The sequence below is a fragment of the Candidatus Nanopelagicales bacterium genome (genome assembly GCA_028687755.1).
Classification (GTDB): Bacteria; Actinomycetota; Actinomycetes; order S36-B12; family S36-B12; genus UBA11398.
Genome location: JAQTZL010000005.1, coordinates 113116 through 132987, shown reverse-complemented (window position 1 = coordinate 132987; position 19872 = coordinate 113116). Strand labels below are relative to the sequence as shown.

Annotated in this window: 22 protein-coding genes and 1 pseudogene; 13 read left to right on the top strand and 10 right to left on the bottom strand. The window is 53.3% G+C overall.

Going from position 1 to position 19872, the window contains the following annotated elements; genetic code table 11:
• Nucleotides 1-60: 60 nt before the first annotated feature.
• Both PHN51_08410 and PHN51_08405 read left to right on the top strand, forming a co-directional pair.
• On the top strand, nucleotides 61-921 hold the full coding sequence (locus tag PHN51_08410; GenBank protein ID MDD2818798.1) for a CHASE domain-containing protein: 861 nt from the start codon (nucleotides 61-63) through the stop codon (nucleotides 919-921).
• Complete coding sequence (locus PHN51_08405) at nucleotides 860-2956, top strand: EAL domain-containing protein (GenBank protein ID MDD2818797.1); 2097 nt, start codon at nucleotides 860-862, stop codon at nucleotides 2954-2956. Before PHN51_08410 ends, PHN51_08405 begins: the two co-directional genes overlap by 62 nt.
• On the opposite strand, the gene PHN51_08400 is transcribed toward PHN51_08405, so the two are convergent.
• The gene (locus PHN51_08400) at nucleotides 2907-3542 is read right to left on the bottom strand and encodes a hypothetical protein (protein ID MDD2818796.1); all 636 of its coding nucleotides are present in this window, start codon (nucleotides 3540-3542) and stop codon (nucleotides 2907-2909) included. The genes PHN51_08405 and PHN51_08400 overlap by 50 nt on opposite strands.
• Nucleotides 3543-3604: 62 nt before the next feature.
• Here PHN51_08400 and PHN51_08395 point away from each other — a divergent pair, with 62 nt between their 5' ends.
• Together PHN51_08395 and PHN51_08390 are read left to right on the top strand one after the other, a co-directional pair.
• Nucleotides 3605-5002, top strand: coding sequence for an FAD-binding oxidoreductase (locus PHN51_08395; protein MDD2818795.1), 1398 nt, complete (start codon nucleotides 3605-3607; stop codon nucleotides 5000-5002).
• Nucleotides 4999-6240, top strand: coding sequence for a class I SAM-dependent methyltransferase (locus PHN51_08390; GenBank protein MDD2818794.1), 1242 nt, complete (start codon nucleotides 4999-5001; stop codon nucleotides 6238-6240). The genes PHN51_08395 and PHN51_08390 overlap by 4 nt, the downstream gene beginning before the upstream one ends.
• A 287-nt stretch (nucleotides 6241-6527) precedes the next feature.
• Here PHN51_08390 and PHN51_08385 read toward each other — a convergent pair.
• Both PHN51_08385 and PHN51_08380 read right to left on the bottom strand, forming a co-directional pair.
• Nucleotides 6528-6932, bottom strand: a pseudogene (locus tag PHN51_08385) (metal-dependent transcriptional regulator).
• A 40-nt stretch (nucleotides 6933-6972) separates the two neighbouring features.
• Nucleotides 6973-7704, bottom strand: a complete 732-nt coding sequence (locus PHN51_08380) for a hypothetical protein (GenBank protein MDD2818793.1) — start codon at nucleotides 7702-7704, stop codon at nucleotides 6973-6975.
• Nucleotides 7705-7755: 51 nt separating this feature from the next.
• Between PHN51_08380 and PHN51_08375 the strand changes: the two genes are divergently transcribed.
• The 3 genes from PHN51_08375 to PHN51_08365 are packed head-to-tail and all read left to right on the top strand — an operon-like array spanning nucleotide 7756 to nucleotide 10203.
• Entirely contained in the window at nucleotides 7756-9111 is a 1356-nt protein-coding gene (locus tag PHN51_08375; GenBank protein MDD2818792.1) for a deoxyribodipyrimidine photo-lyase, read from the top strand.
• A gap of 25 nt (nucleotides 9112-9136) precedes the next feature.
• The gene (locus PHN51_08370; protein ID MDD2818791.1) at nucleotides 9137-9919 is read left to right on the top strand and encodes a ParA family protein; all 783 of its coding nucleotides are present in this window, start codon (nucleotides 9137-9139) and stop codon (nucleotides 9917-9919) included.
• Entirely contained in the window at nucleotides 9916-10203 is a 288-nt protein-coding gene (locus PHN51_08365) for a hypothetical protein (GenBank protein ID MDD2818790.1), read from the top strand. The genes PHN51_08370 and PHN51_08365 overlap by 4 nt, the downstream gene beginning before the upstream one ends.
• A 4-nt stretch (nucleotides 10204-10207) precedes the next feature.
• On the opposite strand, the gene pdxH is transcribed toward PHN51_08365, so the two are convergent.
• Nucleotides 10208-10894 carry a pyridoxamine 5'-phosphate oxidase gene (pdxH, locus tag PHN51_08360; protein MDD2818789.1) on the bottom strand — a complete coding sequence of 229 codons (687 nt, stop codon included), beginning with the start codon at nucleotides 10892-10894 and terminating at the stop codon, nucleotides 10208-10210.
• Nucleotides 10895-10944: 50 nt separating this feature from the next.
• Between pdxH and serC the strand changes: the two genes are divergently transcribed.
• The gene (serC, locus tag PHN51_08355; protein MDD2818788.1) at nucleotides 10945-12069 is read left to right on the top strand and encodes a phosphoserine transaminase; all 1125 of its coding nucleotides are present in this window, start codon (nucleotides 10945-10947) and stop codon (nucleotides 12067-12069) included.
• On the top strand, nucleotides 12066-13241 hold the full coding sequence (locus tag PHN51_08350; protein MDD2818787.1) for an MFS transporter: 1176 nt from the start codon (nucleotides 12066-12068) through the stop codon (nucleotides 13239-13241). Before serC ends, PHN51_08350 begins: the two co-directional genes overlap by 4 nt.
• Here PHN51_08350 and PHN51_08345 read toward each other — a convergent pair.
• On the bottom strand, nucleotides 13238-14053 hold the full coding sequence (locus PHN51_08345; protein MDD2818786.1) for a hypothetical protein: 816 nt from the start codon (nucleotides 14051-14053) through the stop codon (nucleotides 13238-13240). The two genes, PHN51_08350 and PHN51_08345, sit on opposite strands and share 4 nt — an antisense overlap.
• Nucleotides 14054-14159: 106 nt before the next feature.
• On the bottom strand, nucleotides 14160-15614 hold the full coding sequence (locus PHN51_08340) for an NCS2 family permease (GenBank protein ID MDD2818785.1): 1455 nt from the start codon (nucleotides 15612-15614) through the stop codon (nucleotides 14160-14162).
• Nucleotides 15615-15691: 77 nt separating this feature from the next.
• Here PHN51_08340 and PHN51_08335 point away from each other — a divergent pair, with 77 nt between their 5' ends.
• Nucleotides 15692-15916: a hypothetical protein gene (locus PHN51_08335; protein ID MDD2818784.1), complete on the top strand. Its 225-nt coding sequence runs from the start codon at nucleotides 15692-15694 to the stop codon at nucleotides 15914-15916.
• 29 nt (nucleotides 15917-15945) lie between these two features.
• On the opposite strand, the gene PHN51_08330 is transcribed toward PHN51_08335, so the two are convergent.
• Nucleotides 15946-16719: a DUF3027 domain-containing protein gene (locus PHN51_08330; protein MDD2818783.1), complete on the bottom strand. Its 774-nt coding sequence runs from the start codon at nucleotides 16717-16719 to the stop codon at nucleotides 15946-15948.
• A 76-nt stretch (nucleotides 16720-16795) separates the two neighbouring features.
• Between PHN51_08330 and PHN51_08325 the strand changes: the two genes are divergently transcribed.
• Nucleotides 16796-17248, top strand: a complete 453-nt coding sequence (locus tag PHN51_08325; GenBank protein MDD2818782.1) for a hypothetical protein — start codon at nucleotides 16796-16798, stop codon at nucleotides 17246-17248.
• Between the two features lie 9 nt (nucleotides 17249-17257).
• On the top strand, nucleotides 17258-17905 hold the full coding sequence (locus PHN51_08320; protein ID MDD2818781.1) for a TMEM165/GDT1 family protein: 648 nt from the start codon (nucleotides 17258-17260) through the stop codon (nucleotides 17903-17905).
• Between the two features lie 7 nt (nucleotides 17906-17912).
• Here the strand turns inward: PHN51_08320 and PHN51_08315 are convergent, their stop codons facing one another.
• Together PHN51_08315 and PHN51_08310 are read right to left on the bottom strand one after the other, a co-directional pair.
• Nucleotides 17913-18296 carry a cold shock domain-containing protein gene (locus PHN51_08315; protein MDD2818780.1) on the bottom strand — a complete coding sequence of 128 codons (384 nt, stop codon included), beginning with the start codon at nucleotides 18294-18296 and terminating at the stop codon, nucleotides 17913-17915.
• 47 nt (nucleotides 18297-18343) lie between these two features.
• Nucleotides 18344-18490 carry a hypothetical protein gene (locus PHN51_08310; protein ID MDD2818779.1) on the bottom strand — a complete coding sequence of 49 codons (147 nt, stop codon included), beginning with the start codon at nucleotides 18488-18490 and terminating at the stop codon, nucleotides 18344-18346.
• A 33-nt stretch (nucleotides 18491-18523) separates the two neighbouring features.
• Here PHN51_08310 and PHN51_08305 point away from each other — a divergent pair, with 33 nt between their 5' ends.
• Nucleotides 18524-18760 (top strand): Asd/ArgC dimerization domain-containing protein, encoded by a 237-nt coding sequence (locus PHN51_08305; protein ID MDD2818778.1) that lies wholly within the window; start codon nucleotides 18524-18526, stop codon nucleotides 18758-18760.
• A 95-nt stretch (nucleotides 18761-18855) separates the two neighbouring features.
• Here the strand turns inward: PHN51_08305 and PHN51_08300 are convergent, their stop codons facing one another.
• The gene (locus tag PHN51_08300; protein MDD2818777.1) at nucleotides 18856-19872 is read right to left on the bottom strand and encodes an ABC transporter ATP-binding protein; all 1017 of its coding nucleotides are present in this window, start codon (nucleotides 19870-19872) and stop codon (nucleotides 18856-18858) included.

Here is a 19872-nt window from a genome sequence, read left to right as displayed (position 1 = left end):
CGCTGGTGAAACAACCACACAGCGGCATGGGTGTGCTCAGAGCAAAGACGGAGGTTTGACATGAACCTTCGTGCTCGATTTCGCGCATCTGCGCTCCTTCGCTGGATCGCCTCAATCCTCGTCCTAGCCGTCGGATTGGGAATCACTCAAACGATCACTCATGTTCAACGCACAGCTCAGGAAGAACGATCTGCACAAGTGGTCCAAGAATTTGGTGATCAATTCACCGATCGCGTGAATAACGCTCTCTTACCGTCCTACTACCTCACTCACAGTATTGAGTCGTACGTCGAGAGCGTCGACGGAAAACTCAATAAACAAGAGTTCTCAGATCTCCTTGATCGCATCGTCTCGCACTCAACAAATATCCGAAATATCGCAGTCGCCCCTGCTAATCGGATCGCCTACGTGAGCCCGCTTACTGGAAACGAAGCAGCACTTGGCCTTTATTACCCTGACATTCCCGCGCAATGGCCTGCGATTCAAAACATCATTGCTTCAAAACTGCCGCGGCTCATCGGCCCCGTTGATTTGGTGCAAGGAGGTCGTGGGCTTATCTATCGTTATCCAGTTTTTAAGAACGATGGCAGCTACTGGGGTCTGGTCAGCACTGTTTTAGATGTTGACGCCTTCCTGGAAAAACAAGCTGCTATCCCAGTGCATAGCCAGGTGGATTTTGCGCTACGCACAGTCAATGCTGATGGCTCCCCTGCTAACACCTTTTGGGGGAATCCCGACGTCTTCGCCAATCCCGCCGCTTCAATATTCACATTAGAGCCGCTCGACACTCGATGGGAATTAGCGGTTGCCGGCCCAGCATTGGATACGCAGCCCTTAATTCTTACCGAAATCTTCGGAATTGCACTATTTCATCGCCTTTCTTGTGTTCACGCTCATTCGCCTGTTGCAACGACGCCGTGAATTAAATGAACGCCTAGCCTCTGTTTCAGCACAAATCCCAGGCGTGCTGTTTGAATACCAACAAGATCCACATGGGTTTGGGCGCTTTCTCTATGTGAGTGCCGGAACTGAACCGCTCTTTAATATCACCGCAACACAAATTCTCGATGATCCGATGGCACTCATTCATCAGATTCACCCCGATGACCGTTCTGGTATTCGTGAAATATTTGATGGCTCAGTAACGGTTGCCACGAGCAGACGTGAAACATTCCGAATTCAGCATGCTGATGGTTCCCAGCATTGGGTTCTTGGTGAAGCGGTGTCCACTCCAATAGCTGACGGAACGGTGTTGTGGCGTGGCAGTTTTAATGACGTGAGCACTGAACTGCATCAAGCAGAGCAACTACGAGTCAGCGCGAGCGTGTTTGGTGCAACTCATGACGCTGTCATGATTTTGGATCCTGTAGGAATCATCATTGACGTCAATCCAGGCTTTACCTCACTTCTTGGCTACGAGCGAGAAGAGGCCCTTGGCCATCACGTTAACCAGATGGCTATTGAGCCTGGTCAAGAAAAGTTGTTTGCAGATATTCGCAATTACCTCACCCGCCATGACTTCTGGCGTGGAGAGGTTGTATACCGCCACAAAGATGGCCAGGTAGGACCGGAAGCCGAAACACTCACGACTGTTCGAGATGAAGCGGGCCTCATCATCTATTACGTTGCGGTGATAAGCAGCGTGAATGCCACACGTGAAGATTTTGTAACGGGACTCCCGAACCGCAACTTGTTGGACAACAACATTCAACAAGTGTGCTCTGAAGCAACAAACTCCCATTCAAAGGTTGCGCTTCTCGCCATTGGCCTGGACGGTTTCCGTGCAGTTAATGACGCATACGGGCACCGCTTTGGTGATCTTCTATTGCACGCTGTCGCTGAACGTTTAACGCTGATAGCCAGGGGTAGCACAAACGTGTACCGACTTCGTGGAGATGAATTTGCCATGCTTCACACTGAACAGAGTTCCGGCATGAGTCTTGATGGATTGTGTTCCCAGATCTTGAATGAACTCTCGCAACCGTTCATGGTGGGCGGCGAAACTATTCACATCACCACGGGTATTGGCGTCTCGCTTTTCCCTGACGATTCATTATCCCCTCTTGAACTCACCCAAATGGCATCCTTCGCTTTGCGCGCAGCAAAAACCCGCGGTGCTGGACAGGTGAGCTACTTCCATCCTGAGATGCAGACTGAAGCCGCACAAACGATGCAGCTCATTGATGATCTGAGGAGCGCATTGGCGAATAATGAGATGTTGGTGTACTTCCAACCAATCATTAACCTCAGTGACAACTCAGTGGAGAAAGCCGAAGCCCTCACCCGCTGGATTCATCCTGTTCGCGGCTCGGTTAGCCCCGGGCTCTTTATCCCTCTGGCAGAACGCTCAGGGCTCATTTCACAAATCGGCGAATTCGTGACCGATCAATCAATTGCGTTTTCCCACCAAGTTAGACAGCTCGAAGCAGGATTCCAAATTAGCTTCAATATGTCACCTGTTGAACTCGCTGTTAATTCAGAACAACACATGTTGAGACTTGAACGGATTCATAAAACCGGACTGCCAGGTTCAGCTTTTGTCATTGAAATTACTGAAGGGCTTTTGCTCAACGCAAACGAAACTGTTAGAGCCAACCTTGATACCTATCACGATGCCGGATTGTCATTCGCGATTGACGACTTTGGCACCGGTTATTCATCACTCGCCTACTTGCAGAGTCTCGATGCTGACTGGATCAAGATCGACCAGTCATTTGTTCGCGAACTCTCCCCGAGCTCTGACTCACTTGTTCTTGTTCAGGCGATGATTGCTATGGCTCATCAGCTAGGCCTGCGAGTTATCGCTGAAGGCGTAGAGACGCAGGAACAACGCGATCTATTGCAGGAAGCTGGTTGCGACTTTGCCCAGGGCTACTTGTATTCGCCAGCAATCGCGCCACAAGATTTCATCGAGTGGATGCGTAACTGGCAGAAACAATTCTCGCGTTCGTCGTGAGTTTTACTTCTTGAGTTGGACCAGTTGGTGTTGCATCAGGTGCTGGAGCAAAAATTGCGGCAACACGATCTTTGAGTTCAAAGAGGGCAGGAATTGGTACTGCCTTTTCCATGAGAGGTTGGGCCGCCTCAAAGGTCGCATTGATGTCTGGCTGAGTTTTGAATAGCTGAGTTGGATCATCGGTCGCGGCCTTCATATATGCCTGCCACGCTTGATTGTGTGCAAGGTAGGCAGCTTGTGCATTCAAGATGTCTATGTGCCATGGCAACACGGTGACACCGGCAACTTCATCGCCGGCAGCACCAATGGCAAATTCGCCTGCGTAGGCCGCTTCTGAAAGCGCGTCCCATGCTTTCTTCTTATCTGCCGTGTTCAACTTGCCATTGGATCCATACTGCTTGATGGTGCTTTGCACCTGATCGTCAGTCCACTTCATCGCATCTTCAGAATCTTCGACCGCACTCACCAACGCGCGCATTTCAAGATTCCGTGAAGTCCAGTCCGCAGCGATCAGGCCAAGGCCTAGCACCGTGATGAGAAAAACAACGAAGCCAAGGACCGGAGGCAGCCAGCGAGAAAGTTTCACGCACCCATCATCCCTCAAGACTGACTCTGTGCAAGCACGCCAGAAACCGGTAGCGTATTTTCGTGCTTTCGCCTGCAGCCGACAGTCGCTACCAAGCCCTGCTTGGGCGCCTTCGCCTGCAATATGACGCTATCCCTGACGGTGCCACAATTCGACTCGCTAAACGCACGTCAAACCTGTTTCGACCACGCCAAGAACTTGCCCGACCTGGCCTTGATGTTGCTGCCTTCGACGGAGTACTCGAAATCGACGAGGAAGAGCGCACTGCTCAGGTTCTTGGAATGACCACTTACGAGCACCTCGTCGAAGCAACCTTGCCCTATGGCCTCATACCGATGTGCGTGCCGCAGCTGCGCACCATCACGTTGGGTGGTGCAGTCACCGGACTAGGAATCGAGGCGGCCAGTTTTCGTAATGGAACTCCCCATGAGTCAGTTATTGAGATGGACATCTTGGCGGGCAGTGGTGAGGTTCTCACGGTCAGCGGAGCAGTTGATGATCCCAATCGCGAATTGTTCTATGGCTTTCCTAATTCCTACGGATCATTGGGGTACGCACTTCGCATCAAGATTGAACTCGAGCCAGTCCAGCCATTCGTGCACTTACGTCACCTTCGGTTCGAAAGCGCAGCTGCTCTCACAAATGCAATTGTTATGATTACTGAATCACATGAATATGCTGGAAATCGCGTTGATTTCATTGATGGAACCGTGTTTTCTGACCATGAGCATTACCTCACTCTTGGCGAGATGGTTCCTGAACTTCCTTCAGGGACATCAGCTAGCGACTACACAAAAAAGGGGATCTACTACCGCTCAATTCAGCAACGCACAGATGACTACCTGACGATTCTGGATTACCTCTGGCGATGGGATACCGACTGGTTTTGGTGTTCACGTGCATTTGGTGCACAGAAATCAATCATCAGGAAGCTGTGGCCTCAATCCAAACTTCGTAGCGATGCCTATTGGAAATTGATTGCGCTAGATCACAAATACGATATTTCGGGCACATTGAATTCCTTGCAACGTAAACCTCAACGTGAGGCTGTCGTCCAAGACATCGAAGTGCCCCTTGACCAGTTACCCGATTTTCTTGAATTCTTTCATCGCGAGATTGGGATTGAACCAATCTGGATCTGCCCACTCAAACAACGCGATCCCAATGTCCGTTGGCCTCTGTATGAATTCGATCCCCAGCAGATGTACGTCAATGTGGGCTTTTGGTCCAGCGTTGCCATGCCTGACGGAATCGACAAAAATTCTGGCTTTTTCAATCGAAAAATTGAAGAAGAAGTGACACGATTGGATGGTCGAAAGTCGTTGTACTCCACGGCTTTCTACGAACGCGAAACATTTTGGTCGATTTATGGGGGTTTCGACTATCAGTCCCTCAAAGATCGATATGACCCGCACGGGAGACTATTGGGACTGTACGAAAAGGTGGTTGAACAGCGATGAAACTTGCAGATGTTTTTGCTTTTGTCGTTCCAGAAGATCGCGGTGTTGCATTCAGGGCCTTTGACGGCTCAACCGCGGGGCCAAGTGATGCGGAAGTAGCACTTGAACTTCGCAACCCTCGCGGCGCGCAATACATCGCGACCGCGCCGTCACAACTTGGACTTGCCCGCGCGTATGTCAGTGGTGACTTAGAGATTGTGGGCGATCCATACGTAGCACTCTCGCGCCTGTACCCAATCGACACTTCACACATTGGGCTTAAAGAAAAAGCCAAGCTGGCTAAGAGCCTCTTGCCGTATGTACTTTCACGCCCAACACCACCTCCGCAAGAGCGCAGACTTTCAGGTCGTCGCCACTCAAAGAATCGTGATGCGGATGCGATTCAGCATCACTATGACGTCTCAAATCTGTTTTACAGCTGGGTTCTTGGCCCTTCGATGGCCTATACCTGTGCTGTCTTTCCCAATGAACATGCCTCACTAGAAGTCGCCCAAGAAACCAAGTTCGATCTCGTTTGTCGCAAACTCGGTTTGCACCCGGGTATGAAATTGCTCGATGTTGGCTGCGGATGGGGCGGCATGGTTCGTCATGCTGTAAAAAATTATGGTGTCACCGCCATTGGTGTGACACTTTCCGAGCAACAAGCAGCATATGCACAAGCAGCAATTGAGCGAGATGGCATTGGTCACCGCGCCGAGGTTCGATTCAGTGACTATCGCGATCTTCCCGAAACGGATTTCGATGCTGTGTCGTCTATCGGTCTTACAGAGCACATTGGACGCGCAAATTACCCCGCCTACTTCTCATTCCTATACGGCAAACTCAAGCCCGAGGGACGCATGCTGAATCACACCATCACTCGTCCTAATGATGACGAACCTTCGCACTACAACGATTCATTTATTAATCGCTATGTCTTTCCTGACGGTGAACTCTCAGGCCCTGGGCACATCATGAGCACAATGAATGCAGCAGGCTTTGAGATTCGTCATCAAGAGAATCTTCGCGAGCACTATGCCTTGACCCTCAAGCACTGGTGCGAAAATCTCGAAACACATTGGGACGAAGCTGTGGCTGAGGCGGGTGAAGGCACTGCTCGCGTGTGGCGGCTCTACATGGCTGCTTCGCGCATGGGTTTTGATCTCAACACTATTCAGCTACACCAGATGCTCGGTGTGAAACTGAGTGAAGGCTACAAATCAGGTATGCCGTATCGCATGCAACTTGATGTTGGGTAATCCGACTATTCAGGTGCGTGAACGAGCAAATGCTGTGCGAGTTCGTCGCTGAGTTCTGTGTACTCACCCGCGCTACCAATGCTGATGCCGCCGGCAGTGCGCTGAACCATCACAGCTGATCCAGGAATCGCTCCGACCCGCCGTAGCTGCACCATCGTTGTTGCGCTCTCTTGAATTGGCTCCGCAATTCTGCGCACGATCACTCTGGAGGCTTCTTTTCCAACTGCTTCTGTGAGTGACTGCATCGCCATGCCGTGAGCGCTATCGACCGCGGGGTTCAGTGCATCTAACCCAGGAATTGGATTCCCATATGGCGATTCGGTTGGGTGACCCAAGATCTCAAGCAAGCGTAATTCCACCGGCTCGCTGATGACATGCTCCCAGCGGCAGGCTTCAGCGTGGACGTCTTCCCATGGAAGTCCAAGGACATTCACCAATAAACACTCTGCGAGCCGATGCTTACGCATCACACTAATCGCAGCTTCGCGACCGGCAGGGGTGAATTGAAGTTGGCGATCAGGCGTTACAACAACAAGGCCATCACGTTCCATTCGAGCAACGGTCTGCGAAACCGTGGGTCCACTTTGGTGAAGTCGTTCAGTGATGCGCGCCCGCATTGGGGCTATGCCCTCTTCTTCAAGTTCAAAGATGGTGCGCAAATACATTTCAGTGGTATCGATTAGTGCACTCACACCCATCTCCTTTCATTGCTTAAGTGAGGTAACCCTCACCTTAGGCTCCAAGGAGTGCAGCGATCAACAGGGATAGGGAAAAGCCAGCCACGACGAGCCCGCCCGTCCACAGGCGTTCAATAGCAAAACTCTCCGGCAACATCGTGTCCGAGATCATCGCCAGCAGAGCGCCAGCCGCAAAGGTCTGGGCAACACCTGTCCAGGTTCCGTCATCTGATGCCAGAACTTCATGACCCAGCACGGCACTGCCTGCGCTGGTCACCACCACGGCAGACCACAACAACAACACCTTGGCAAGCGGCCACTTTCGCTCGCGCAGACCTGCCGATGCAGCCATACCTTCGGGAACGTTCGATAAACCAATGCCAAGCAAGAGCGGCATGCTCACACCACCACTGAGCACACTCAACCCAAGCACAAAGGATTCCGGGACTCCGTCCAATGCGCTACCCAGCACGATCGCCATGGGGTTACTGGGGTCTTCTTGACCAGGTTGCGGGTTCTTCCGTGAACTGCCACGGCGCTCAATGGCCCGACTGCCCAGAACAAAGACCATCGCGCCCGCAAGCAACGAGATAGCCACTGCAGTCATGGAAAGGGATGTTTGAGCATCTGCCACTAAGTCGTAGGCAACTGAACCAATGAGCAGGCCACTACCCAATGCCATCACGACGGCGGTCACCTTGGGTGCCGGTTTGAATGCATAAGCCAAGAGCGCACCCAGAATCAATGTGGCTGATGAAAGTGCCCCAAAGAAGGCTGCGCTGATCACATATTCAGTTTGGCAGAAAAGCTTTCTCCCCCATACCAATACCCTTATCCGGTGCCAACAATCATGTGGTTTCGTCGTGATCTCAGACTTCTCGATAATCCTGCCCTTCTTGGCGCATATGAGGCTGCCATGGCTGATGGAGACGGTGCAGTGGTGCCGCTCTTTGTCGTTGATCCAGTGCTCTGGGAAAAGGCCGGACCGGTTCGTCAAAATTATTTAGTCGCATCTCTCGACTCGCTCGGTGCGAGCATGAACCGGTCGCTATTGATTCGTCATGGCGATCCTGCAGTCATCCTCCCCCAAGTTGCGAAAGCCGCAGCTGCCACGAGTGTGCACATCGCAGCCGACTACGCGCCATATGGAATGCGTCGCGATCTCAAGGTTGAAAAGGCACTTGGAAAGACTCCACTCGTTCGCACAGGTTCTGCATATGCAGTTGCACCGGGCCGCGTGACAAAAAGCGATGGCACGCCTTACCGAGTCTTCACTCCATTTTATCGGGCATGGATGACTCACGGTTGGCGTGCGCCAGCTGCTGATGTTCCCGCAGATATCACGTGGCTCATGCCAATGGAATGCGAGGGAAGGCCAACAGCACCAACGCTTTCAGACATCACCTTGCCACCTGCTGGAGAAAAAGCAGCTTGGGAACAATGGATGCACTATCGCGAAAACAACCTCGCCCAATATGCCAGTGAACGTAACCGACCAGATCTCAACACCACGAGCAAACTCAGCCATCACTTGCGTTGGGGTGAGATTCATCCTCGATCATTGCTCGCTGAATTACATGATGATGAAGATGAAGTTTTTCGAAAGGAATTATGTTGGCGAGAGTTCTATGCCGACGTACTTTTCCAAGCACCAACATCCGTGAATACTTCGCTCAATGCCAAGTACGACAACATGGACTGGGCGCACGGCCCTGAAGCGGATCGCGCATTTGAAGCATGGGCTTTGGGTCGAACCGGTTTTCCGTTAGTCGATGCAGGCATGCGCCAACTTCGCACCGAGGGATGGATCCACAACCGCGTACGTATGGTCGTAGCAAGTTTCCTGATTAAAGACCTACATATTCAATGGCAACGAGGCGCCAAAGAATTCATGTACTACCTGCGTGATGCAGACCTGGCCAGCAACGTGCATGGCTGGCAATGGACTGCGGGCTGTGGAACAGATGCTTCGCCCTTCTACCGAGTCTTTAATCCAATTTCCCAGGGCTTGAAGTTCGACCCCGACGGTGATTACGTGCGCAAGTACCTGCCTGAGTTGCGGCATTTGGCCGGCAGTGCGGCCCATGAACCATGGGATCAACCTGACGGCTACGCCCATGGGTACCCCAAGCGCATCGTCGATCATGCTGTTGAACGCTTGACTGCACTGGCTGCCTATCAGGAGATCCGCTAACTACCAACCCCTACGATTGCTGGCTATGCCGACCTTCTCTGTTGTTTCCATGAAGGGCGGGGTTGGCAAAACATCTGTCACATTGGGTTTAGCCAGCGCTGCTTGGAACCGAGGACATCGAGTTCTGGTTATCGACCTAGACCCTCAGGCCAATGCAAGCATGGGCTTACGTGTTGATGAGCCGACCTTCACGGTGAACGACGTACTTGCTGACGCTCGTCCAGGTATTGCTTCCGATGCCCTCCATATTTCACCTTGGGGCGAAAACGTTCATGTCCTTGCCTCTGAACGTTCCCTTGAACATCGCAACACCGTTGAGGGTCGCCATTCATCACTTCGGCTTCGCGCAGCATTGGCAAGCTTGCCGCATTCATATGACTGCGTTCTCATTGATTGCCCTCCTTCCCTTGGCGAACTCACCCGCAATGCGTTGAGCGCGAGTGACAGCGCACTGATCGTGACCGAACCTGGATTTTTCGCACTTCGCGGCGCCGAACAAGCTTTAGAAGCCGTCGAAGTTATCCGGAGTTCAACAAACCCATTGATGAAGGCAGAGGCCATCATCATTAATAAGGCACGGCCATCTGTTGCAGAACAACGCCACCGCATTGAAGAGTTGCGCACAAACTACGGAACACTCGTCAGCCAAACACTTGTTCCAGAACGCAATGCAATCCAGCAAGCAGAGGCTGCAGGTATGCCGATCCATGCGTGGGAATCACCGGCTGGAATTGAGTTAGCACAAATCTTTGACGCGCTTTATAACGAAATCATGCCGATTCGTTTTTCAACGGAGGTAACGCGATGAGTACCGACAAGCCTGCCTTCGATCCCACTCCGCGCCCGGCTCTTGGCAAAGCATCAGATGCAGTGTGGCATCCAACCTTGCCCCGCGACCATGAGGAGCGCGCGCCGTTGAGCACTGGTGCAACATCGGATGCGTTACTTGGACCTAAGCGCGACAAACTTGTTGAACTCAACGTTGAGGTTCCCAAATCAATTCGCAAAGCTCTCAAGAATGAAGCAGACAAGCGTGGCATGAGTGTGGATCAGTTGATCACCATGCTTGCACGTAATTATTTGGGCCGCTAAATCTTTATGGTGAAAGTCGTTCAACAGCCCACGCACTGGGATCATTGAATTTCCCGGATTCGATCGTGCGGTGAAAACGCAGTCGGTCATGCAGCCGCGATGGCCTTCCCTGCCAAAACTCAATCGTGCGCGGAACGATTAACCAACCACCCCAGTGATCCGGCATGGGGATGTCTTGGGGATACCTGCGCGAAAGTTCATCAAAGCGCGCATCCAAGATCGACCGATCTGTAATCACTGTTGACTGCTCACTAACCCACGCACCAATTTTTGAATCACGCGGACGCGTACTGAAATATTCTTGGGCTTCCGTTCGACTAATTGGCGACGCTGAACCAGAGACACACACCTGCCGGTGCATGGCAAACCACGGGAAGACAACAGAGGCGTGGGGATTCTCCCAAATCTCGCGGCTCTTTCGCGATTGCAAGTTGGTGTAAAAAATGAAGCCGCGTTCATCAGCGTTCTTCAACAAAACGGTGCGGCTACTTGGCTGGCCGGTCTGGTCCGCCGTTGAAAGGACCATGGCATTTGGTTCAGGTAACTGCGCAGCAACAGCTGCCTCCAGCCAAACCTGGAAAGCCGAGAGTGGGTCAGCAGGCAGATCACCGATATCGAGGTGACCCTGGTCATAGTGCACCCGAAGATCTGCTAGCCGAGTTGGCGCTTGGTCAGGGTTCTCTAGACTCATACCTGCATCCCACCACGGGAGCGCCTCGCAATGAGCAAATGGAGCGTTCTGTGTCTGACAACATCCAGATTCCTACTGACCTACTTCCTGTTGATGGCCGCTTTGGTGCGGGCCCATCTAAGGTGCGTAAAGAGCAGGTTGACGCTCTTTCAGCGGTATGGCAGAGCTACTTGGGTACTAGTCACCGTCAAAAGACGGTGAAGTCACAGGTTGGTCGCCTTCGCTCAGGTCTGTCAGATCTGTTCTCCCTCCCTGAGGGCTACGAAGTTGTGCTCGGCAACGGCGGCTCAACGGCGTTCTGGGATGCAGCTGCCTTTGGTTTGATCCGGGATCGCGCTCAGTTCCTGTCCTTTGGTGAATTCGGCGCCAAGTTTGCCAGCGGTGTGAAGGATGCGCCGTTCCTGGGTGAACCAACCATCCGCAAGTCAGAGCCAGGCGATGCCCCTGCTTTTGTTGCTGAAGCCGGCGTTGACGCGTACTGCTCACCGCATAACGAAACCTCAACTGGCGTTGCGGTGACACCGAAGCGCGTTGCTGGCGCTGACGCTGATGCGTTGATGATCATCGATGCGACTTCTGCTGCAGGTGGCCTGATGGTTGATGCAAAGGAATTCGACACCTACTACTTCGCTCCGCAAAAGAGCTTCGGTTCAGATGGTGGTTTGTGGTTCGCGCTGATGTCACCGGCCGCGATCGCTCGTGTTGCTGAGATCAAGGCAACCAACCGCTGGATCGCACCGTTCTTGGACCTGCAGACCGCAATTGATAACTCGGTTCAGGACCAGACCTACAACACCCCTGCACTTTCAACAATCTTGATGATGGCCGAGCAGGTTGACTGGTTCAATAGCAACGGCGGTTTGAAGTGGGCTGCAGGCCGCACCGCTGAATCATCAGGAGTGTTGTACGACTGGGCAGAAGCTAACCCGCTGGCAACTCCGTTTGTTACCGATCCAGCAAAGCGTTCAGGTGTGGTCGCAACCATCGATATCGACGACTCAATCGATGCAACCTTGATCTGCAAGGCACTTCGCGCCAACGGTGTTGTCGATACTGATCCGTACCGCAAGCTTGGCCGCAACCAACTTCGAGTTGCCGTGTTCCCATCAGTCGATCCTGACGATGTGCGCGCACTGACTCGCTGCATTGATTACGTCATTACTCAGCTTTCGTGACGCTAGCTCCTGCTCGTCCGGTACGCGATCGCTCAACTTGGATCTGCTATTTGCAGGGCGGCTTCTTTGCGTGGTTCATCTACGCCTTCGGAGCCACCCAAGCGTTACTTCGTGACGAGCAGGGAACCACTCGTTCAATTGCCGCCTTGCATGGAACCTTCCTTGCAACAGGAAGCCTCGTAGGTTCACTTCTCGCGGGTAAAGCACTGCTCAAATGGGGTCGTGGAATCGTCATGCGGGTTGGTGGAATCGGAGCCATCATCGGCATCCTGATCTACACCACACCCAATGGCTCATTCCCCGTGACCTTGGCCGGAGCCTTCTTCGCAGCGCTGTGTGGGTCATTTTTTACTTCTGGACTCAACGCATTCTTGATGGATCATCAAGGAGATGCCGGTCCAAGTTCACTCCTTGAGGCCAATGCAGTCGCCGCCTTCATGGGTCTTGCCGGACCGCTGGTAGTTGGTGTCACCACTGCAACGTTTTTCGGTTGGCGTGCAGGCGTGTGGGTCGCTGTTGCCGCGTTGATTGTCGTTGAATTTGCGCGGGGTCGAGACCTGTCGGGTTACCGGACTGATGCTGAAGAACTCAAACATGAACGCACCGACAAGATGCCTCGCGAGGTGTACTGGAGTTTAGGTTTGTTTATGTGCTTTCTGGCCACTGAGTTCTCAATGACGTTTTGGAGTGCAGATCTTTTACGCGAACGTTGTGGTTTTGCAGCAGGAGCAGCGGCTGCATCCATTGGCGCAATCACAGGAGGCATGCTGATTGGGCGACTCATCGGAGCACGTCTTGCAGAGCGTCACCCTGCAGATTTTTTGCTACGTGTTTCTGTTGTGCTCGCACTTGTTGCTTTTGCACTTGCATGGAGTTTTACCTGGTGGCCAGCTGTAATCCTGGGCTTGGCACTTGGCGGACTTGGGCTCAGCGTGCAGTCACCCTTAGGCATCGCACGAACAATGCAAGTCTCCAATGGTTTAACAGACCGTGCATCAGCACTCGCCCTCGTTGCCGGAAGTATCGCTGTGGCATCGGCGCCAATTGCCTTAGGCGTGTTGGCTGATCATGTTGGTTTCCACACTGCGTTCTTGATGGTTCCTGTCTTTCTCGGACTCGCACTCGTGATCTTGCTGGTGCGTCCGGTCAAACCAGTTGTAAGAATTAGTTAAGGAATAGCAACGCGGAGCAACCGATGATCACGTTCACTCGCGATGAGTAGTGCTTTTCCATCTGCTGCCCAAGTAATTGCTTCACCCTGTAATTGCCCAGGTAGATCAAAGGTTTTCGAGGGCTTACCTACGGGCAAGCCGTGGTAGATCGTCGCATCAAAGTAAGTACGCAACACGTAGCGGTCACCTTGCGGCGACACTGCGCCATCGGTGATTAACCCACCTTCGGTGTGCAACTTAATCGCTGTGTTTCTTTGTTGTAGTGGATTAGGTAGCGCATACAAACTTCCGTGCGCTAATTGTTTTGTCACAATCCATAACTGAGGAGTAGCTGGATCCGCGAGCAGGGTCTCTGCGTTATGCGACATATCTGGATAGGTGAATCGATAGGTCGATGCACTGAGAGTTTGTGAGTCAAGGCTCTTGGGTTCACGGATTTTAAGTACCTCCACGAAGGGCCACGAATCTTTGTTATCGCCGATGTCGCCAAGCCAGAGAACTGGACGACCCTTGGCATCTCTGCCGGATGCGATCGCTTCGTAGTCTCGCGACCGAACGCCGCGGATAGTCAGCGTCGCCTTGGTTTTACATGTGCGTTCATCCACCGCGTAGATTCGCGGCCCTCCTGAAGAGTCGTTGTGAAGGTACAACGTGCCCGGGAATGCTTGCGAGCGAGTGATCCCACTGATTTCATCGAAGCGTTGATCAGTGAACGTGCATTGAACGTTCCACGGCGGAACTGCGGCCCGTGCGGGAGTGAGTCCCAAGAAAAAAACGAGTGGCGCTAGCAGAAAAGCAAAAAGTCGGGTCATGAGCCAGCGAACGCCGCCGCAACCACCACCGCGATGAGCGATGCGAGCACCACGAGGGTGATGATGCGGCGGGCCTTAGGACTCATGACCCGACCTTAAAGCTTTACTACCCGGATACGCCAAGCAGCTGCTCAATTGGGTTGATCGCGAAGTACAAAACAAAGGCGATTGAGATAACCCACATCAGCCAGTTGATTTCCTTGATCTTGCCGGTTGCGATCTTGATGATGACCCAGCTCACGAAACCAGCACCAATGCCGTTGGTGATTGAGTAGGTGAATGGCATCAAGGCGATCGTCAAGAAGGCAGGGATGCCGATCGAGTAATCGGTGAAGTCAATGTGACGAATTTGCGTCATCATCAAGAAACCAACAATTACCAGAGCCGGCGTTGCAGCCTCGTAAGGAATCACTGTGACCAGCGGCGAGAAGAACATTGCGATCAAGAACAGCAGACCGGTAACCAATGATGCGATACCAGTGCGTGCACCTTCACCGATGCCTGATGCTGACTCGATGTATGCAGTGTTGCTCGAGACCGAACCCACACCGCCAGCGACTGCTGCGAGTGAGTCGACAACAAGGATGCTCTCGAAGTGAGGAATGTTTCCTTCTTCATCAAGCAAATCAGCTTCAGTGGCAAGACCAAAAGCGGTGCCCATGGTGTCGAAGAAGTCAGAGAGCATGAGCGAGAAAATCGCCAGGATTGCTGCAACAACGCCGATTGATTCAAAACTGCCAAAGAGGTTGAACTGACCAAGCAATCCAAGATCCGGGGTAGCAGCAATTGACTCTGGCACCTTAGGAACGTTCAGGCCCCAACCAAGTGGGTTATCTGTTGACTTGGCTCCAACGCCTGCCACGGCTTCAATAATCATTGCAACCACGGTCGTAGCCAGAATGGAAATCAAGATTGCGCCCTTGACCTTGCGCACCAACAACACGATGGTGATGATCAAACCGATCACGAAGGTCAGAATTGGCCAGCCTTGAAGCTCACCGAAGAATCCGAACGAAATAAGTGGAACACCCGAGCGAACAATGCCCGAGTCCACTAAACCGATGATGGTGATGAACAAACCAATACCCACGCCAATTGCGTACTTAAGCTGCTCTGGCACTGCCTTGAAGACAGCAGAGCGGAAGCCGGTGAGTACCAACAACAGAATCAACAAGCCTTCAAGCACTACAAGACCCATGGCGTCTGCCCAGGTCATCTGAGGGGCAAGGGTGAAGGCAACGAAACCGTTGAGGCCAAGGCCGGCAGCAATAGCAACCGGGAAACGGCCAATGGCACCCATCAGGATTGTCATGAGGCCAGCAACGAGGGCTGTTGCTGCGGTGACCATCGTGATTGACTGAAGAACATCTGTGTTTTCGCCGATGAACTGACCGTTCACATCTTTTGCAGTACCAATGATCAGTGGATTCAGCACTACGATGTATGCCATCGTGAAGAAGGTGACAAATCCACCTCGGATTTCACGGCTGTAATTGGATCCGCGTGCGGATAGTTCGAAATACTTGTCGAAGCCAGATTTTGGCTCGGTACTAATGGACATGCACCCTCGGGTTGATGAATGGCCGGAGACTAGCGTGAGAACTCCATCAACTGTTGGACATGAGGGAAGGCAGCACCATGAGTCGGACAAGTGCCTATCGGGCAGAGCCAGGTTCAGTGGCTTCAGCGCAAGTTGCTGTCCGAATTGGCACGCTAGCTTGGGTGATCGCCGGCGTCGTTGGTGCCGTCGTTTTGAAGACACAAGACGGAAATGTCCAGCAATGGCTGCTGATGTCAGCTATCGCAATTACCAGCGGGGTTTTAGGTTTGGTGTTTTTGCGGCGCAAGGCCCAAGGGAAGTAACCGCTCCTGGAATTCAATTCGAACAGTGTTTAGGAGTGGCCTAAATCCCCAGCTTCATCTGGCAGGGATCCCTCAGCGGGCTCAACGGGTGGTTCAACGAGAACCTCGGAATGCGCACCGCAGCCAAAGCCCAAACTCACGATGCGCCCGTCTGCCGCACCAAGTTCATTAGCGCAGATTCCAAAAGCCTGACCAACCACACCACCCACAGTTACCAAGAAGCCACAGGTTGAACATTCATGGGCTGCATTTCTCGCCATTGCTGTCTGCGGGCCCGTGTCACCTACGTGCCACCTATGAGCCGCCGCTTCACGCCCAAGTGGAGAAAGCACGCGAGCTCGACCAAGACCAAGTTCCCACTGACCTGGCGTCAATGGAGCAAGGGAGGCCACACCTTCAAGTTCATCTTCGCCAGTGAGTCCGGCGATGAGTCGTTGGTCATCTGCTGGAGTGGGCAGGATGTCGCCGACACCAAGGTCACCTGGTTGAACCCGTTCACTCCATGGCACCCAAGCTGGGGCAACCAGGGCCTGCTCCCCCGGCATCAAGACCACATCGTTGACCGTGACCGAATCAGTGCCAGCCGCACGCACGACAAGGACAGCCCAATTCCAACCGACATAGGCGGGGTTGAGACAGGTATAAAGGTGGGTTGCTATGTGATCGGCGTCCATCATGGCGCTGACAAATTCACCGACATATTCCGCGCCAACTTCTCCGATTAGGGCGTCGCGGGTCAGTTCCTGAGCATCAAGAAGCCGCGGATCGTCCACGATGGCCACTTGAGTGTCGATGTCAGTCACAGGTCGATTCTCGCGTACCTATGACCCGTGCTGAACCCCCGGGGGCAAAACACCAGCAATCCCGTAGGCTGCGGGCGTGATGATTCGTCGAATTGCCCCTGTCGTTGCCCTTGGTATTGCTGCTCTTGCGCTTTCCGGATGTACAAAGCCTGCGCCGGCTGTGTCTGTGGTCAGCGGCGTCAACAGCGTGAATGAAGAGGCACTGTGCTGGGACTTCAATGTCGACGAAGCAGGCCTTAACTGCCAAAACCTGGCCACCAACTTGGAAGATGCACTGCCTAGCGCTCTCAGCGTTCCATCAATGGTGGGTAACACCGTGGGCATCAGCGTTGACCCAGTAGTCGCAGAAGAAGGTTGGACCGCATTCTTCAATGGCCAGCCACTGAGTCCAGAACCCATCACAGAGACCTACTTCCGTTTCACTGTTCCAACTGGCACAACACTGAATGCCGAAGGAACTCCGCTTGCTGTTGCTTCAATCAGCAACAACAAGATGCGCGGTTTGTGGTTGTTCAAAATCACGAACTAGTAGTTCACCTTGAATCAAACGTTCGACCTTGGGATTGCATTAACGACGTTTTTCGTTATTTTCCTTGCTGAACTTCCAGATAAGAGTTTCATTGCATCATTGGTGCTCGCGACTCGTTTTCGACACCTCTACGTATGGCTCGGTGTCAGCGCTGCATTCTTCATTCAATGCCTTATCGCCGTTACAGCTGGCGGGTTTATTGCACTTCTGCCGCAGGAACCGGTTCTTGCTGTTACTGCCATATTTTTCTTGGCTGGTTCAATCGTTTTAATTCGCGGGGGCTTGAAATCGCGGGCCCAGGAAGCACAAGAAGAAGCAGCTGAAGAATCAGAAGTTTTAGCAAAAGTTGGCGCGTCGTCTACCGAATCCGTGCGTCGCACAATCATCACAAGCTTTGTTGTGATCTTTGCGGCCGAATGGGGTGACCTCACTCAGATTTTTGCTGCTGCTCAAGCTGCGAAAACAGGGCAGCCGTTCACCGTATTTGTTGGTGCTTGGATTGGGCTGATCGCTGTTGCTGGTATTGCAGTAGTGCTGGGTCGCTGGCTGCAACAGCGCATCCCTTTATCGCGCGTACGTATCGCTTCGGGATTAGTGCTATTGGCCCTTGCAGTGTGGACTGCAACTGAATTTTTCCAAGCGCTCAGCACGCCTTAACAGGAAATTAAATGTCGAGGTCGTTGGCAACCGCGCGCAACACTGCGGCGGTTTTTTGTGCCATGACATCTGCAGGGTACTTACCCCGCTGAAGCTGCGTGGCCACGCCATCAAGCAACTTGATGAGGTCTTCAACGAGGCCAGCAAGATCGCCAGCAGGCTTGCGGCTGCCCTTGACCACAGAAGGGGTCGGGCCAATGATCTTGACTGACAGTGCCTGCTTACCGCGCTTGCCGTCAACGATGCCGAACTCGACCTTTGTTCCAGGCTTGAGTGCCGTGACGCCATCAGGCAGCGTAGACACATGGACGAAGACGTCTTCACCTTCGTCTGATGCGAGAAAGCCGAAGCCCTTCTCAGTGTCGTACCACTTCACGGTTCCTGTAGGCATGGGTCAAGGGTACCCAGCGACCCTTGGGTTGGGGCCGCTCGGGTGACTCAGGCCACTTGGGCCAGAGGGATTTGAGCACGAACCTGTAACTCCAGGTCAGAAAGTTTCCCGATTCCGGGGATGGACACATCCACTTCTTCGAAGGCAGCCGTGCCCCGCACGTCAAGATCCATTCCGCCTGCCTGACCGGTCACTCACTCTCGATCAACGCTGAGTTTGATCGAGCAATCACTGTCGATGAGGCAACAGCATTGCTGAGCAGCGCACCTGGTGTGTCAGTGGTTGATGTGCCAACTCCATTGGCAGCTGCGGGCACCGATCCGTCGCTGGTCGGTCGCATCCGCCAAGACCAGTCGGTAGCGGACGGTCGAGGCTTGGTGTTGTTTGTCGGCAACGACAATCTTCGCAAGGGGGCGGCGTTGAACGCTGTTCAGATTGCTGAACTGGTTGCCGCAGGTCTCTAGCAGTAGCGCCTCTCATCGGTGAAAGTGGTCCGAGATGTCATCGGTGACACATGTGACGTAAGGCACGAAAGCCAGTCTGTGAGTCATGTGTCACCTCAGGGTGCCGCGATCTCGACCGACGAGTTGGGGATAGGCGGAAGCGGGAAGTGGCATGCAACAAATTGTCCGGGCGATACCTCTTGCATGAGCGGTTCCTCTGCGGCGCACTTGTCCTGCACCTTGGGGCAGCGCGTGCGGAACCTACAACCACTGGGGGGCGAAAGAGGAGAAGGAACGTCGCCTTCGAGGGCAGGCCCTCCGAATGCGACGTCAGGATCTGCCTGAGGCACGGAGTCCAGGAGCGCGCGAGTATATGGGTGAGCTGGGTGGTTGTAGACAGCCTCCGGCTCACCGAACTCGCAGACCTTACCCAGGTACATCACCATCACTCGATCACTCACTGTGCGTACTACGCCCAAGTCGTGCGAGATGAAGATGATGGTGAGGTTGTGTTCGGCTTTGAGGTCTTCAAGGAGATTCAGAACCTGTGCTTGAACGGATACATCAAGTGCCGAAACCGGCTCATCGCAAATGAGGAGGTCAGGGCGCAGGGCCAACGCACGTGCGATCGCGACTCTTTGCGCCTGGCCTCCTGAGAGAGCCCGCGGTAAGGCCTTGGCAAACCGTTCACCCGACAGTCCGACCTGGCTCAGCACATCTTTCGATGTCTGCTTCCGCTCCTCCTCCGGCCGCTTGGCTACTGCAAGGCCCTCGACGACTATGTCTTCCACCCTTCTCCGCGGATTCAACGAGGCGATCGGATCTTGGAAGATCATCTGCATCTCGCGTCGAAGCTTGCGCATCTCGCGTTCGCTTGCACGCTCGATTGACTCGCCTTTGAAGGAGATCTGTCCCGATGTCAACCGGTCGAGTCGAAGCACTGATCGGCCTGTTGTGGACTTTCCGCAACCAGACTCGCCAACGATGCCCAAGGTCTCGCCGCGTACCACGTCGAAGCTCACTTTCGATACTGCTTGGACCAAGCCGCCTGAAGTCGGATACTCGACCACCAGATCCTTGACCGAAAGCAGTGCTTGTTCGTCACGCAGGTGTGCTGTACCGCTACCAGCCAT